Here is a 13,885-nt window from a genome sequence, read left to right as displayed (position 1 = left end):
GACCACGACCGGCCACGAAGCGTGGCCCGGCGTACCTGCCCGCCGTACCTGAATGGATGCCGTCGCGGGGCGCGGGGCCGGAGCGCCGGTGATCCTTGCGGCAGGAGCACCCGCCCCAGCCAGAAGCCGGAGCCGCCGTGCCGATCTCCCCGCCCCCGCCCCGCCCCTCACGCCGCCGGCTCCGGCACCTGGCCACCGCCGCGGCGGCGACCCTCGTCGCACTGCTGCTGACGGCCTGCGGCGGCCCCGAACCGGGCGCGTCGACGGCGAGCGGCGGCGCCTCCCGGGCGTCGAACGTGCCCCTGACCTACCTGCCGGCGGGCAGTGCCGGCGGCAGACTGAGCGTGCCCAGGCTCCAGGCCACCGTCCGCATCGGGTCACGGCTGGCGAACCTGCTGGTGGACACGGGATCCACCGGGCTGAAAGTGCTCGCCTCCGCCGTCGGTGACGACGCGACCCCCACCGGCGCCACCGGAAGCAGCAGCTTCCTCAGCGGGCTGAAGATCAGCGGCAGGGAGGCCCGGGCCACCCTCCGGCTCGGCACCGCCACCGCCGGCAACCAGACCATCCTGCTCGTCGACTCCCTCGGATGCGTCGACCAGGCCCCCGACTGCGCGGCGGCGCACGGCGGCACACCGGAGGAGTTCGGCGGCGTCTTCGACGGCATCCTCGGCATCGGCATGGCCGAACGCGACCAAGGCGTCAAGGGCTGCTGCGCCAACCCCATGTCCGGCCTCACCGGTGACGGATCCTTCATCGTCCACTTCGACGAGGAGCACCCCCAGCTCCGGCTCAACCCGCCGCCCGGGACCGTGGCGCGGTTCCGGACCGCCGACCTGAAACGGACGGTCACCGCGCGACCCCGGCCCGGCGCCACCCCGACCGCACTGACCTCCTGGGACCCCGCCCCCATGGAGGCGTGCCTGACCGTGACCGGCGTCCTGGACCACGAGTGCGCACCCGTCGTCTTCGACACCGGCACCCCCACCCTCGCCCTGGAGGCACCCCGCCCGGCCGGGCCCGCCCTCGGCACGCTGCTCCCGGGCGGCGTCGTGGACACCTACGGCCGGCAGGTCGCTCTCACGGTCAGATCGGCAGACTGGACCTGGACCTACCGGATGCCCACCAAGGAGGCCCTCAGCCAGCCGCTGAACGCCTTGAGCACCCCCCTGCTCAGCTACGGCAGACAGGAACCGGCAGTGATCATCGCAGGGCTACCCGCCTTCACCAAGGTCGACGTCCTCTACGACCTGCGCGGCGGCCGCACCGGACTGGCACCCCGCTGACCCGGCAGGACCCGGCGGGACCCGGCAGGACCCTTCCCCAAATCCAAGGACGAACCGGCCGGCGCGTGCTAGGTTCGAGGGGTTTCCGCTGGTCAAGTGTGAGGATGAAAGGGAGGTGGGGTCGATGACCGTGCTCATGGCCACTGCACAGCGCAGCGCCCGGATCGCCCTCACGTCCCGGGCGACGGCCTGACCCGGCCCTCCGCCTCGCCGGGAGCGTGAGCTCGCGAGGCCGTCCTCCCGTAGAAACCCCCACACGAAACGGATTCTCGTTCCGTCATGCGTATCCACGACCAGTGGCACACCCGCGCCGAGACCGGCGCCGACATTCCCGCCATCCGTGAGATCAACCTCACCGCGTTCGGCACCCCGGACGAGGCCGACCTCGTCGACGCCCTGCGCGCCGACCCGTCCTGGATCGACGGCCTGTCCATCGTCGCCACCGACGAGGGCGGCGAACCCGTCGGTCACGCGCTGCTGACGCGCTGCCACATCGACGACACCCCAGCCCTGTGCCTGGCCCCCGTCGCCGTGCGGCCCGGGCTGCAGAGGAGCGGCGCCGGATCGGCTGCCGTCCGCGCCGCGCTGCGGGCGGCCGGGGAGATGGGCGAGCGCTACGTCGTCGTCCTCGGGCACCCGGCGTACTACCCGCGCTTCGGCTTCGGGCGCGCCTCGGCCCATGGCATCGGCCTGACCATCGACGTGCCCGACGAGGCGCTGATGGCCCTCGCCCTGGACGACGCCCACCCGCTGCCGGCGGGCACCGTCCGCTATGCGGCGCCCTTCGGTATCTGAGGGCCTGACCAAGGGCCCGCGGTCCCAAGGTCCCGGCCCAAGGGCCCGGTCGGCTGTGACGGGATGCTCGGGAACCCCGCACGGCCGGCCGTCTACCCTCGAAGCAGGGGCCGGTTCCGCTCGCGTCCCGTCCCCGCACTCCCCGTGACGGGACGGCCGCGCCACGCGTCAGGCCCGGGGAAACATCATCATTCTGTGACAGCCGGAACCCGCTGCCGGACGGGCCCACTCCTTACAGATGTCACAGCAATCCAGCAGCATCCGCGCCCTTGTCGCCACCGCAGTAAGGATTTCCGATGTCGTACCAGTCGCCCACCACCTACCAGGCCCGGCGCCGTCCCTCCCGCGCCAAACGCTGGGTGATCGCTGGGGCGTCCGTCGTCACGCTCGGGCTCATCGCCTGGCCGGTGATGTCCTACTACGAGATACCCCCGTTCACGGACAAGGGCGACGCGATCTCCTTCGGCGGGTCGGGCGACGGCAAGAACGGCGACCAGGCGCCCGGCTCCAAGGCCCAGATGCCCCTCGGCCCCAGCGCCGGCTTCAAGATCTCCGGCACCGTTCCCGAGGACGGCACCAAGATCGCCGTCACCACCTACAAGGGCAAGAAGTCCGGCTTCGAAGGCAAGGTCTGGGTCTGGGCCCCGAAGGAGTACGACGACCCGAAGTACGCCAAGAGCGGCTTCCCCGTCCTCATCGCCCTCCCCGGCGGCGCCGGGTACCCCAACAACTACTGGATGGGCACCGACCTGAAGCTCGAGGCGTCCATCTCCAAGTGGGCCCAGGAAGGCAAGAGCCTCCCCTTCATCATCGCCATGCCGGTCCTCAACCCCGAGAACCACGACAAGGACCCCAAGGACCCCAAGGCCGGGCTCTACTGGGACGGCAGCGACATCCCCGGCCAGCCCAAGATGGGCACCTGGCTCACCGAGGACGTTCCCCAGCTCATCAAGGAGAACTTCCGCACCATCAAGTCGCGTGACGGCTGGGCCTTCATGGGTTCCTCGACCGGCGCCTCCGCGGGCCTGAAGTCGGTCCTCCAGAAGCCCGACCAGTTCAAGGCCGTCATCGCCTCCGGCCCCGACATCGTCCCCGACTCCCGCCTGTGGGCCGGCCACGAGAAGGAGAAGGCCGACAACAACTCCGACGTCCTCGCCCAGCGCCTCATCGCTAAGAAGGGCCCCGAGGTCTACCTCGCCTTCCAGGTCGGCTCCAACGAACCGGTCAAGCCCCCCATCGACCGCTTCCTCGCCAAGTACGGCGACAACAAGGGCCCGATCAAGACCAAGTACCGGATCAACGTCGGCGGCGAGCACAACGCGGCCTCCTACGTCCCCAACATGGAGGCCGGGGGCCTCATCCAGTGGGTGAGCGAGCACATGCAGGGCCCGACGACCTGACCCGCGCACCGGTGCCGACATGCACGCCGAGCGGATGCGTGTGAGGCTGCTGGGGGCGAAGCCGCCCACCGCCCGTCTCGTCGAGGAGTGAGCACGGCATGGACAGCAGCAGGAAGCGCGACCCGTACCGCGACAACGGCGACTACGTCGAGGACATGACGGAGGAGACGCTGGGGCAGCGCGAGCAGTCCCGGCAGAGCATGCAGGGCGGGCAGCAGGACGAGCGGAGCCGGCGGCTGAACGACGACCTGAACGATGCCCTGAACGACGACCGGGACGACCTCGACGACATCCCGTAACCCCCCCCGGCCGGTCCGGAGCGCCCTGGCGCGGCGCCGGCCGGGGGCGGGCCCCCCGTCGTGGCGGCACCCGTCAGGAGGCCACCGGGCAGCCGTCAGGAAGGCAGGTGCCCCAGCCCTCCGGACGCCAGCCTCCCGAAAGGCGGGCCGTCCTTGGTGGCCGCCTTCGCGGTCTCGCCGACGGCCTCGCCCGCCGACCCCGCCGCGCGGCCGACGGTCTGCTGGACGGCGGACGTCGACGACTTCACGGCCGTACCGCCCGTCCGGCCGGCAGCGGGGACCACCCTGCCGACGGCACCGCCCCCGGCGTCGCCGATCACCCTCGTCGACTTCTGGGCGGCCTCGTCCACCGCCGACCCCAGATTGCCGGGATCGGCCATGGTGACGCCCTTCAGGTCGAGCCCGGTGGGCAGCGGGGCGGCGTACGCGGTGGCCCCCGGCCCGACGGCACCCGCGCCCAGGGCGGCCATGGCCAGGGCGGCCGTCGCAAGGACTCGTCGCATCATGACTCCTTCGATCGTCGACGGAAGAGCCTCCACGACAAGAACGAGCAGGAGACGACACCGGACACGTCACAGGGGCAGGCCGGGAGTCCATTCCCTCCACCACAGTAAAGAACGGCGTCCGGTCATTCGATCACCCCGGCCGGCCGCCGGTGCGGTGCCGGACCCAGACGTTGGGCTCGACGTAGACCGCCCGGTCGTGCGCGATGTCGCAGCGCACGGGGGTGAGCGCGCCCGGCACCTCGACGTCGCCGTCGCGGTCGAAGGGCAGACCGGTCCACCGCCGCCACTCGGCCAGGGAGCCGCTGACCGTCATCGACGCCGGAGCGACCTTCTCGATGACTCCACCGGCCCTGACGTGCACCCGCAGCCACGGGTCGGCCGGCAGGCCGTCGTCGCGCCGCCGGAGCGCGTAGTCGGCCATCGGGACGCGCGGCTCCAGATGCTTGGCCGTGGGCCGCACGGGAGCCAGGAGCACGTCGTGGCCCTGCCGGCCGACGGCCTCCCGCATCGCGGTGAGCATGCGGGAGGACAGGCCGCGGCCGAGGTGCTCCCTGTCCACGGTTATCTCCAGCGCGCTCGCCGTCGTGGGGGCGACGCCGTGCCGCCGGTCGTCGGACGCCCACACCAGGACGCGGTCCCACCCCTGGTCCGGCGTCTCCTCGCGCCCGTCGAGCGAGGCATTGAAGGGCACGCTCAGCCCGCGCGCCACGACACGGTCGCCGTCCGCCGCGTCCGTCGCCACGACGCAGTAGTCCGGAAAGTCCTCGGGCACCCGGCCCAACAGGGCGCCCACCACCGGCTCGTGGGCGGTGAAGGCCGGCCAGGTGTCGTCGATCTCGTAGATCCTGGGAATCAGCTCCGGGCGCTCGGCGAGTGTCGTGATCGTGATGCTGTCGATGTCTCTCACGGCAGCGCACCCTGTCACAGGGGCGACCCGCCGTGCCAGCGAATTCACCGCCGTCGTCCCTCCGGTCCTTGCGGGTCGCGCGGCCGGCCGCCGATGACGGTGACGGCCTCGGCGGCGGTCCGGCAGCCGTGCCCCGCGGCCTCGACCGGGTCGTGGCCCGCGAGACGGGCCGCGAGGAAACCGCCGGTGAAGGCGTCACCCGCACCCGTGGTGTCCACGGCCGTCGCGGGCCGGGCCGGCACACGGGCGACGACCGTGCCCGATGCCGCCACCAGCGCGCCCCGCGCGCCCCTCGTCGACACCACGAGCGGAAAGCGCCGGCTCAGCTCGGCCGCAGCGTCGGCCGACCCGGAACGCCCCGTGAGCAGCGCCGCCTCGTGGTGACTGGGCAGGAGGACGTCCGCTCCGGCGATCGCCGCGAGGAAACGGTCCGTACCGAAGGCGGCGATGAAACCCGCCGACGCCGGGTCGATACTCACCGGTATGGAACGGGCGCGGGCCGCGTCCATCGCCAGCCGGGCCGCCGCGCGGCTGGCATCGGCGAAGAAGAGATAGCCGGACACATGCAGATGACCGACCCCGGCGAGCAGTTCGCCGTCCCAGTCGGCGGTGGACAGACGCAACACCGCGCCGCTGTCGGTGAGGAACGTCCGCTCGCCGTCGGCGCCGACCAGGCAGACGACCGTGCCGGTCGGCGCGGCGGGATCGGCCACCAGACGCGGCCGGACCCCGGCCGCGCGGAGCGCGCGCTCGTGCGCGTCCACCTCGTCCGCGCCCACCCGGGCCAGGATGCGGACGTCCTCGGCGCCCGAACGGGCCGCCCAGCAGGCCACGTTGGCCCCCGCGCCGCCGGGCAGGGTGGCGATATCGGCCGCCGTGTCGGTCGCGGTCGCGAGCGGCGAGCGGTGGCGGGCGACGATGTCGGTCACCACGTCGCCGACGACGAGCAGCCCTTTGGACCCGCCGCCCGTCACGCGGCGTACGCCTTGGCGATCTCGGCCGCCAGCCGGACATTGCCGCGCACCGCCGCCACGTTGGCCTCCAAGGACGCGCCGTCGGTGTGCCGGACGAGGTGGTCGAGGAGGAACGGGGTGACCGCCTGCCCGGTGACGCCCTCCCGCGCGCACGCCGCCAGCGCCCCGGCCAGCACCCGGTCGTGCAGCGCCGGGTCCAGCTGCTGATCCACGGGGACGGGGTTCGCGACGACGAGAGCCGAGGGCGGGCCACCCAGCACGTCCTGGGCGCGCAGCACGTCCGCCACCTCCGCCGCCGTTTCGACCGTCCAGTCGACCGGCACGCCGGAGCCGGTGAGGTAGAAGCCGGGGAACTCCGCGGTCCGGAAACCCAGCACCCCCACGCCCAGCGTCTCAAGGCGCTGCAATGTCGCGGGCACGTCCAGGACCGACTTCACCCCCGCGCACACCACCGCGATCCGGGTCCGCGAGAGCAGGCGCAGATCGGCGGACTCGTCCTGCGTCTGTGCCCACTCGCGGTGGACGCCGCCCAGACCGCCCGTCGCGAACACACGGATCCCGGCCCGTGCCGCGAGGAACGCCGTCCCCGACACCGTCGTCGCCCCGCTGGCCCCCACCGCCACGGCCGGCGCCAGATCGCGGCTCCCCAGCTTGCGCAGCCCGTCCTCGCCCGCCACCCGCGCCAGTCGTGCCTTGTCCAGGCCGACGTGCGGTCGCCCGTCCAGCACCGCGACGGTCGCGGGTACGGCACCACCGGCCCGTACGAGCTCCTCCAGCTCCTCCGCCACCCGCAGGTTCCGCGGCCGGGGCAGCCCGTGCGAGATGATCGTCGACTCCAGGGCCACCACCGGCCGGCCGCGGTCCAGCGCCTCCCGGACCTCGTCCGAGACGACCAGCGGTTCCCGAGCCGATTCCTCCGCCATCGCAGCCCCTTCCGCCACACCCCGCGCGCTACCGCGCACCGGCCTCCTGGTCGCCAAGACCGTTCCCAGCCCGGCGGCAGCGGAAGCCTCCCGGGGCGGAGGGAGACCGGAACCGTCACTTCACCTTGTACTCGCACATCTTGTCGGACTTGCCGTCCTGGTTGTCCGCGACCTTCTTGCCGTCGACGGTGATGACGCAGGGCGCCGCGTGCAGCATGCCGTCAGGGCCGTGAACGGAGCCGGGGACGACCGACACCAACAGGCCCACCTTCTTCTCGGCGTCCGTCGTCAAGGTGATGGTCGAGGTCTTCTTCCAGGGCAGCTGCACCTGTTCCATCTTGTTGGTGTCCAGGTTGTAGTAGACCGACGTCGTTTCGCTGCCGAGGACTTCCAGCGTCACCTCGTGCTTGACCTCGCCGCTCCCGCCTTCCGCCTTCGGCTGCGCGGAGGTCGCGGGCTTGTCGGCGGCCGCCGGGCCGCTGCCGTCGCTGCCGCATCCCGTCAGCAGCGTCGCGGTCAGGGCGAGAGCCGCACCGGTGATGAACTTGCGCAATGTTTCCTCCTGGTCGGACAAGTGAACGATCTTAGTGGTGTGCGGGTGCCGGCCCTGTCCACCACGTCGAGTCCGACCGGGGAGCGGTACGTCACGGACGGCCGTCGTCGCGCTTCTCCCGTCGCGCGGCCAGGACGTCGTCGATGACGAACGGGACCAGACCGAGCGGCGGACCGGGCGGCGGCCTGCGGAGAGACGCGGCGATCTTGTCGTTGATCTCGCGGACGATCCCGCGCGCCTCCTCCTCGCTCCGGGCCGCCACCGCCGCCGCCAGGGCGTCCTCCGCCTCCTTGCGCAACGCCAGCGTCGGCGGCAGGAACGAGATGTTCTCGCGGCGCATCTTCTCCTTGACCCACCAGTCCTCGTCGTAGGGCCGGTCGATGCCCGCCAGCGGCCGGCCGAAGCCCGGCAGGTCGCGGAAGTCGCCGCGCTCCTCGGCTTCCCGGATCTGCTTGTCCGCCCACGACTCGAAGTCCGACACACGGGGTTTACGTTCGGTCACAGTCCGCTCCTCCCGGCCGCGGCGCCCCCGCCCGCGACCCGTGTCCGGCACACCGCCTGTCACCCCAAGGATCCCAGACGCGTCGCGGGAACGGGCCTCGGCGCCCGCACGCCCGGCCGTAGGGTGACGGCGTGAGGAGACACATCACGTTCGATCGCCTCCACAACTTCCGGGACCTCGGCGGCTACCCGGCCGCCGACGGGCGCACGGTCCGGTGGGGCAGGCTGTTCCGCTCGGACTCACTGGGCAAGCTGCGCGACCAGGACTGGGACCGCTTCCTCGCGCTGGGCGTCCGCACCGTGATCGACCTCAGACACCCCTGGGAGGCCGAACGCAGCGGACGCGTCCCGCACCACCCCTCGCTCGCCTACCACAACCTGAGCATCGAGCACCGCCCGTACGACCAGGCCGCCTTGGGCCCCGATGTCGAACCCGCCCGCTACCTCGCCGACCGATACGCCGAAGTGGCACACGACGGCGTCGAGGAGCTCCGCCGCGCCCTGGAGATCGTCGCCGGTGACACCGGACCGCTCGTCTTCCACTGCCACTCCGGCAAGGACCGCACCGGCCTGCTCGCCATGCTGGTGCTCGCCCTGATCGGCGTGCGCGAGGACGACATCGTCGCCGACTTCGCCCTCACCGGGCTGGCTACTGAACACCTGGTCGCCGAATGGCATGCCGGCTATCCGCATCTGACGCTCAGATGGCCCGCCTACGGCCGCGCGCCGGCCGGGATCATGCGCCTCTTCATGGCCGAACTGACCGCGCGGTACGGGTCGGTCCGGGGCTACGCCGGGCAGCGGCTCGGTGTCGACGACGACCTGGTGGCGGCGCTTCGCGGACAGCTCCTGACACCCTGAGCGGCCCGGCCTCCGGTGTCGCCGACGGCGCCGCGGCGGCCGGATGCGCGCCCCGCGCCCCCGTGTGAACCTGAAATTGTGGCGGAAGTCCGATGTGAGAGGGGGCCCGCCATGGTCGGACTGCCGAAATGGGGAAACAAGGAATCCCGCGCCGCCGAACACGAGCGGAAGCAGCGGGAAAAGCGGGAAAAGAAGGAAAGGGCGGCGGTAGAAGCCGGGAAGGAAGCGGAGGAGACGACGCGGAGTGTCTACAAGCCCGCGCCCGAGCAGGACGTCCTCGGCTGGGGCCACCGCGGGGAGTCGTCCCCCAGCAGTGATCCGCCCGAATGACGCGAGCCACCTGCCCGGCAGGGCAGGTGGCTCCCGTCGTCATCGACGTCGTCAGTGACTCATACGAGTTCGAGTCGCGGTTCCGGTAGCCGCGCCGGCGCGGCCTTCGGCTCCCACGACCTGGTGGTCCGCACGTAGCCGTAGATCACCGAGGCCATCGCCAGGACGAGGAGCGGTCCGGCCAGCCACGGATGCTCGGCCATCTCCACCGGCAGATAGCGGTAGGACAGCAGGAGCGCGGTGAAGACCGTCGCGCCGTAGGCGACCAGCCGGGTTCCCGACCGGTCCCAGCCGCGGTCGAGCGAGCGCAGGCCCGCCTCGATCGTGAGCGAGAACACCACACCGGCGATCAGGTCCGCGCCGTAGTGGTAGCCGAATCCCAGGGTCGCGCTGAGCGTGGCGATCAGCCAGAACGTTCCCGCGTACCGGAGGGCTCGCGGGCCCTTGCGGGAATGAATGAAGATCGCGGTGGCCCACGCCGTGTGGAGGCTGGGCATGCAGTTGCGCGGGGTGATCCCGTCGTACGGCACCGGGTGCGGGGCACCGATCGGCGGGGGAGTGTGCGGCCACAGGTCGGCCACCGCCCATTGCAGGCCGCCGGTGCCGGAGGTGCCCGGACCGTACGTGAAGATCGGCCCGACCACCGGGAAGATCATGTAGACGGCCGGCCCGAGGAGGCCGATCACCAGGAAGGTGCGCACCAGGTGGTGGCTCGGGAAGCGCCGCTCGGCCGCCACGTTCCGCAGCTGGTACAGCGCGACGGCGACCGCCGCCACCGCGAGCTGGGCGTAGACCAGGTCGAGGACGTGGACGCCGACCGGGCCGGTGGCCTTGAGAAGCCGGCCCGCCAGCCACGACGGGTTGCCCAGCGCGTGATCGGCGGTCGCCACGTACTGGTCGAGCACCGTCGGGCGGGTCTTCGACGTGATGAGCAGCCACGTGTCGCCGGTCTTGCGACCGGCCACCAGCAGCAGGCCCAGCCCGACGCCCTGCAGCAGCAGGACGCGCTCCCGGCCGGTGCGGCGCGTGACGGCGATGACGGCGCAGCCCAGCATCACCCACAACGCGCCGTTGCCGAAGTAACGGCCGTCGGACATGTCGGCGCCGACCGCCCACCGCACCAGCACGAAGACGACGTCGATGCCGACCGCGGCACCGGCCGCGATGAACCGCTGCCGCCAGGTGAGCACCACCATCATCAACGCCAGACCGCCGTACAGCGGCCCCGGCTTGGGGGCGAAAATCACCTCTTTCGCCTGATTGGTGATCGGCCCCGGTACACCGGCGCAGCGACGGGCGACGATCTCCAGCGCGATGAGGAATCCAAGGGCCACCACACCCGCCGTGGCCCACAGGATCACCCGTGGCCGACGCCACGCGGCGAACTCACTTCTGTGGTTTATAGATATCAATTGTTTGGCCGATTTGTTAGACGTTGGGTAAAGCGGTCACTCTTCGTGCCGGACAGCGTGGCCTTCCGGTGCGGGACGGGCGAGGGGGCGCTCGTCGAGAGTCCGATCATGCCATTGGTGCGATACGGGTGGCTTCGCCGGTCATGGCCCGTACGCGGGCCGGCCGCCGCCCGACGGCTCCCACCACGCCCTTGACCTGTGCCGACAGCCCCCGGCGGAACCCTCCGCGCCCACCGCCGGGACCATTGCCCAGGGCCGGGGCCCGTGCCATTCTGACGGCGTGACGGTGGGCCCCCGGGCGAGCTACCAGTCGATCGCCACGCGGATCCTCGGGGCCGAGCGCTCCGCGTGGAGCATGAGGAACGGCGAGACGTGGTGCGAGCTCGCGCCACCGGGGTACCGCCCCCGGCGACAGGGCTGGAAACTCCACGTGTCGGCGACCGTCGCATCGGCCCACCAGGTGCTGGAGCACGCGGCCCGCGTCCTCGTGGCGCACGGCTGCGCGTTCAAATTCGCCGTGTCGCCGCGCGTCACCGCCGACCTCACCTCGGTACGGGCCCCCAGGCCGCACTCCGGCAAGTTCCTCACCGCCTACCCCGCCGACGACGAGCAGCTGCGCACCCTCGCCGAGGAGCTGCACCGGGCCACCCTCGGACTCGCCGGCCCCGTGATCCTCTCGGACCGGCGGTACCGCCCCGGCAGCCTGGTCCACTACCGCTACGGCTGCTTCTCCCCGCCGCGCGAGCTCGACGACGAAGGCTTCTACCGCGGGCGGCTCCGGGCACCCGACGGAACGTACGTCACCGACGAACGCAACCCCTGGTTCTCCCCCCCCGCCTGGGCCCGCCCGCCCTTCGACGACGTCCCCGAACGCCCCCGCTCCCGGGGCGGCCCCGTCCTCCTCGCCGACCGCTACCTCGTCCACGAGGCGATCCGCCACTCCAACCGCGGCGGCGTCTACCGCGCCCGGGACCGCCACACCGGCCGGGACGTCCTCCTGAAGGAGGCCCGGCCGCACGTCGGAGCCCAGCCCGGCGGGACCGACGCCCGGGACCGGCTGCGGCACGAGGCCGAGGTGCTGTCCCTGCTGGCCCCGCACGGCGTCGCGCCCGCCCCGCACGGCGTCTTCGAGGCCGGGGGACACGTCTTCCTCGCCGAGGACCTGATCGACGGCGAGAACCTCCAGCAGTGGTCGGCCGACAGGGCCTCGCGCCACGGCGGCCGGCTACCGGTCGCGGACGCCTGGCGGCTCGCGCGCGACCTCACCCGCCTGGTCGGCGTGGTGCACGCGGCGGGATTCGTGCTCCGCGACCTCAAGCCGACCAACGTCCTCGTGCGGCCCGACGGCACGCCCGTCCTCGTCGACCTGGAAGGGGCCGTACGCACCGGTGACACGGCCCCCGTGCTGGGCACCCAGGGCTTCACCGCGCCCGAACACCTCTCCCGGACGGAGGCCGGTCCCGCACCGGGCCCCGAGGCCGACTGCTACAGCCTGGGCGTCACCCTGCTGCACGCCACCGCCGGCATCAACCCCGTCCTCGCCCCGGACACCCCGCCCGCGCGCCCGCCCGGCGAACGCCTCGCGACGCTCGTGGCGGCCGCCGCCCCGGACTGCCCCGCCCTCCGCGCCCTGGCGCCCCTCGTCCTCGGCCTCACCGCCGACCCACCGGCCCGCCTGCCACTGGAGGCGGCGACCGCCTTCCTACGAGCCGAACCGGCCGCCCCGCCCCCAACCCCGTCGCCCGCCCTCACCGGCCCCGCCCTCGACCGTCTGCTCGGCGACGGCCTCGCCCACATCGCCGCGACCGTCGACCCCGACCCCACCGCCGCGCACCTGTGGCCCAGGCCCGCCTCCCTGCCCGAGGGCGACCCCTGCAACCTCCAGCAGGGAGCGGCGGGCGTCCTCGCCGTACTCGACAAAGCCGTCCGCACCGGTGAGGCTCCCGCCCTCGCACCCCTGCTCAGGACGGCCGCCCACTGGATCGACGCGCGACTCGCCCTGCCCGGCCGGATCCTGCCCGGGCTCTACTTCGGCCGCTCCGGCACCGTCTGGGCGCTGCACGACGCGGCACGCACACTCGACGACCCCGGCCTCGCGGCCCGCGCCCGGCAGTACGCCCTCGACATCCCCCTGGACCGTGCCGACCCGGACATCTGCCACGGCCTCTCCGGCGCCGGGCTCGCCCAGCTGCGCCTGTGGCGCACCACGGGCGACGAGCGCTTCGCCGAACGGGCGTCCGCCTGCGCGGACAGCGTGATCCGCCTCACCGGCGAGGCCGACCGGGCCGGCGGGGGAGTGGACTGGCCGCTCGGCCCGCCGCACCGCCGCGAACTCGCCGGTTCCGGTTCGTACGGCTTCGGCCACGGCGTCGCGGGCCACGCCGCGTTCCTGCTCGCCGCCGGCGGCGAGCTCGACCGCCCGGAACTCGTCGACATCGCGATCGGCGGCGGCTACGCGCTGTGCGCGCTCGCCGAGCGCCGGGGCGACATCGCCGTCTGGCCCAAGGGACCGGGCCGCACCGAGCGGATGGGCCTCGACTTCTGGTGCAACGGCGCCTCCGGCATCGGCACCACCCTCATCCGGCTGTGGCGGGCCACCGGCGAGCCCCGCTTCCGCGAGCACGCCGAACTGGCGGCGCGCGCCGCCCACCGGGACCGCTGGCGGCTCGGCACCGGCACCTGCCACGGCGTGGCGGGCAACGCCCAGCTGCTCCTCGACCTGGCCGACAGCACCGGCGACGACACCTACCGGACCCGGGCCGCCGAGGCCGCCCACTGCCTCCACGCACGGGCCGCCCGGCGCGACGGCCTGCTGGTCGTCCCCGACGACACCCTCCGCGACTTCTGCGTGAGCTACCACGTCGGCCTGGCCGGAGCCCTGGACCTCCTGCTGCGCCTCAAACACGGCGGCGGCCGGCCCTGGATGGCCGACCGGACCGACCACACGTCCCCTGACCCGGACCGACCCGAGAGGAGGTGATACCCATGGAGGACATGGTCCTGGGGCTCCAGGAACTCCCGGAGACCGACGAACAGGCGCTGGAACCCGCGATGTGCTGCGACACCGACCACACGAGCGGCCAGTGCACCGAGATCGGGCCGCGCTGCAAGGGCTGACCCCGCCCGACCGTTCTGTGC

At 72.8% G+C, this 13,885-nt stretch carries 15 protein-coding genes; 8 read left to right on the top strand and 7 right to left on the bottom strand.

The annotated features are described in order from the left end of the window. Nucleotides 1–137 precede the first annotated feature (137 nt). The 4 genes from ACX9I7_RS25710 (at nt 138) to ACX9I7_RS25695 (ending at nt 3,780) form a co-directional block, all read left to right on the top strand. On the top strand, nt 138–1,286 hold the full coding sequence (locus tag ACX9I7_RS25710) for a DUF3443 family protein (protein ID WP_459388655.1): 1,149 nt from the start codon (nt 138–140) through the stop codon (nt 1,284–1,286). A 279-nt stretch (nt 1,287–1,565) separates the two neighbouring features. Beyond that, nucleotides 1,566–2,081: a GNAT family N-acetyltransferase gene (locus tag ACX9I7_RS25705; RefSeq protein WP_387576798.1), complete on the top strand. Its 516-nt coding sequence runs from the start codon at nt 1,566–1,568 to the stop codon at nt 2,079–2,081. A 296-nt stretch (nt 2,082–2,377) separates the two neighbouring features. Continuing rightward, nucleotides 2,378–3,481 carry an alpha/beta hydrolase gene (locus ACX9I7_RS25700; RefSeq protein ID WP_358631806.1) on the top strand — a complete coding sequence of 368 codons (1,104 nt, stop codon included), beginning with the start codon at nt 2,378–2,380 and terminating at the stop codon, nt 3,479–3,481. Between the two features lie 98 nt (nt 3,482–3,579). Continuing rightward, on the top strand, nt 3,580–3,780 hold the full coding sequence (locus ACX9I7_RS25695) for a hypothetical protein (RefSeq protein WP_387576795.1): 201 nt from the start codon (nt 3,580–3,582) through the stop codon (nt 3,778–3,780). Nucleotides 3,781–3,875: 95 nt separating this feature from the next. Here the strand turns inward: ACX9I7_RS25695 and ACX9I7_RS25690 are convergent, their stop codons facing one another. From ACX9I7_RS25690 to ACX9I7_RS25665, 6 genes are all read right to left on the bottom strand, one after another. Continuing rightward, nucleotides 3,876–4,283 (bottom strand): ATP-binding protein, encoded by a 408-nt coding sequence (locus ACX9I7_RS25690; RefSeq protein ID WP_387576793.1) that lies wholly within the window; start codon nt 4,281–4,283, stop codon nt 3,876–3,878. A 133-nt stretch (nt 4,284–4,416) separates the two neighbouring features. Further along, nucleotides 4,417–5,193 (bottom strand): N-acetyltransferase, encoded by a 777-nt coding sequence (locus tag ACX9I7_RS25685; RefSeq protein ID WP_387576790.1) that lies wholly within the window; start codon nt 5,191–5,193, stop codon nt 4,417–4,419. A 44-nt stretch (nt 5,194–5,237) separates the two neighbouring features. Then, a complete protein-coding gene (locus ACX9I7_RS25680; protein WP_459388654.1) occupies nt 5,238–6,167 on the bottom strand; it encodes a carbohydrate kinase family protein in 930 nt (309 codons plus the stop codon). Then, on the bottom strand, nt 6,164–7,090 hold the full coding sequence (locus ACX9I7_RS25675) for a pseudouridine-5'-phosphate glycosidase (protein WP_459388653.1): 927 nt from the start codon (nt 7,088–7,090) through the stop codon (nt 6,164–6,166). The genes ACX9I7_RS25680 and ACX9I7_RS25675 overlap by 4 nt, the downstream gene beginning before the upstream one ends. Before the next feature lie 115 nt (nt 7,091–7,205). Beyond that, nucleotides 7,206–7,664 carry a hypothetical protein gene (locus ACX9I7_RS25670; protein ID WP_387576781.1) on the bottom strand — a complete coding sequence of 153 codons (459 nt, stop codon included), beginning with the start codon at nt 7,662–7,664 and terminating at the stop codon, nt 7,206–7,208. A 70-nt stretch (nt 7,665–7,734) separates the two neighbouring features. Then, nucleotides 7,735–8,145 (bottom strand): DnaJ family domain-containing protein, encoded by a 411-nt coding sequence (locus ACX9I7_RS25665; RefSeq protein ID WP_387576778.1) that lies wholly within the window; start codon nt 8,143–8,145, stop codon nt 7,735–7,737. Nucleotides 8,146–8,276: 131 nt separating this feature from the next. Between ACX9I7_RS25665 and ACX9I7_RS25660 the strand changes: the two genes are divergently transcribed. Beyond that, on the top strand, nt 8,277–9,005 hold the full coding sequence (locus tag ACX9I7_RS25660) for a tyrosine-protein phosphatase (protein ID WP_387576774.1): 729 nt from the start codon (nt 8,277–8,279) through the stop codon (nt 9,003–9,005). A gap of 111 nt (nt 9,006–9,116) precedes the next feature. Beyond that, nucleotides 9,117–9,335 (top strand): hypothetical protein, encoded by a 219-nt coding sequence (locus ACX9I7_RS25655; RefSeq protein WP_387576771.1) that lies wholly within the window; start codon nt 9,117–9,119, stop codon nt 9,333–9,335. A 59-nt stretch (nt 9,336–9,394) separates the two neighbouring features. Here ACX9I7_RS25655 and ACX9I7_RS25650 read toward each other — a convergent pair whose 3' ends face one another. Next, nucleotides 9,395–10,672 (bottom strand): phosphatase PAP2 family protein, encoded by a 1,278-nt coding sequence (locus ACX9I7_RS25650; RefSeq protein ID WP_387576918.1) that lies wholly within the window; start codon nt 10,670–10,672, stop codon nt 9,395–9,397. Between the two features lie 355 nt (nt 10,673–11,027). On the opposite strand from ACX9I7_RS25650, the gene lanL reads away from it, so the two are divergent. Together lanL and ACX9I7_RS25640 are read left to right on the top strand one after the other, a co-directional pair. After that, complete coding sequence (gene lanL / locus ACX9I7_RS25645; protein WP_459388652.1) at nt 11,028–13,727, top strand: class IV lanthionine synthetase LanL; 2,700 nt, start codon at nt 11,028–11,030, stop codon at nt 13,725–13,727. 5 nt (nt 13,728–13,732) lie between these two features. Then, the gene (locus tag ACX9I7_RS25640) at nt 13,733–13,864 is read left to right on the top strand and encodes a hypothetical protein (protein WP_387576765.1); all 132 of its coding nucleotides are present in this window, start codon (nt 13,733–13,735) and stop codon (nt 13,862–13,864) included. Nucleotides 13,865–13,885 lie beyond the last annotated feature (21 nt).

The sequence above is a fragment of the Streptomyces sp. L500 genome (assembly GCF_054551825.1).
This window is presented reverse-complemented; position numbering and strand designations above follow the sequence as displayed.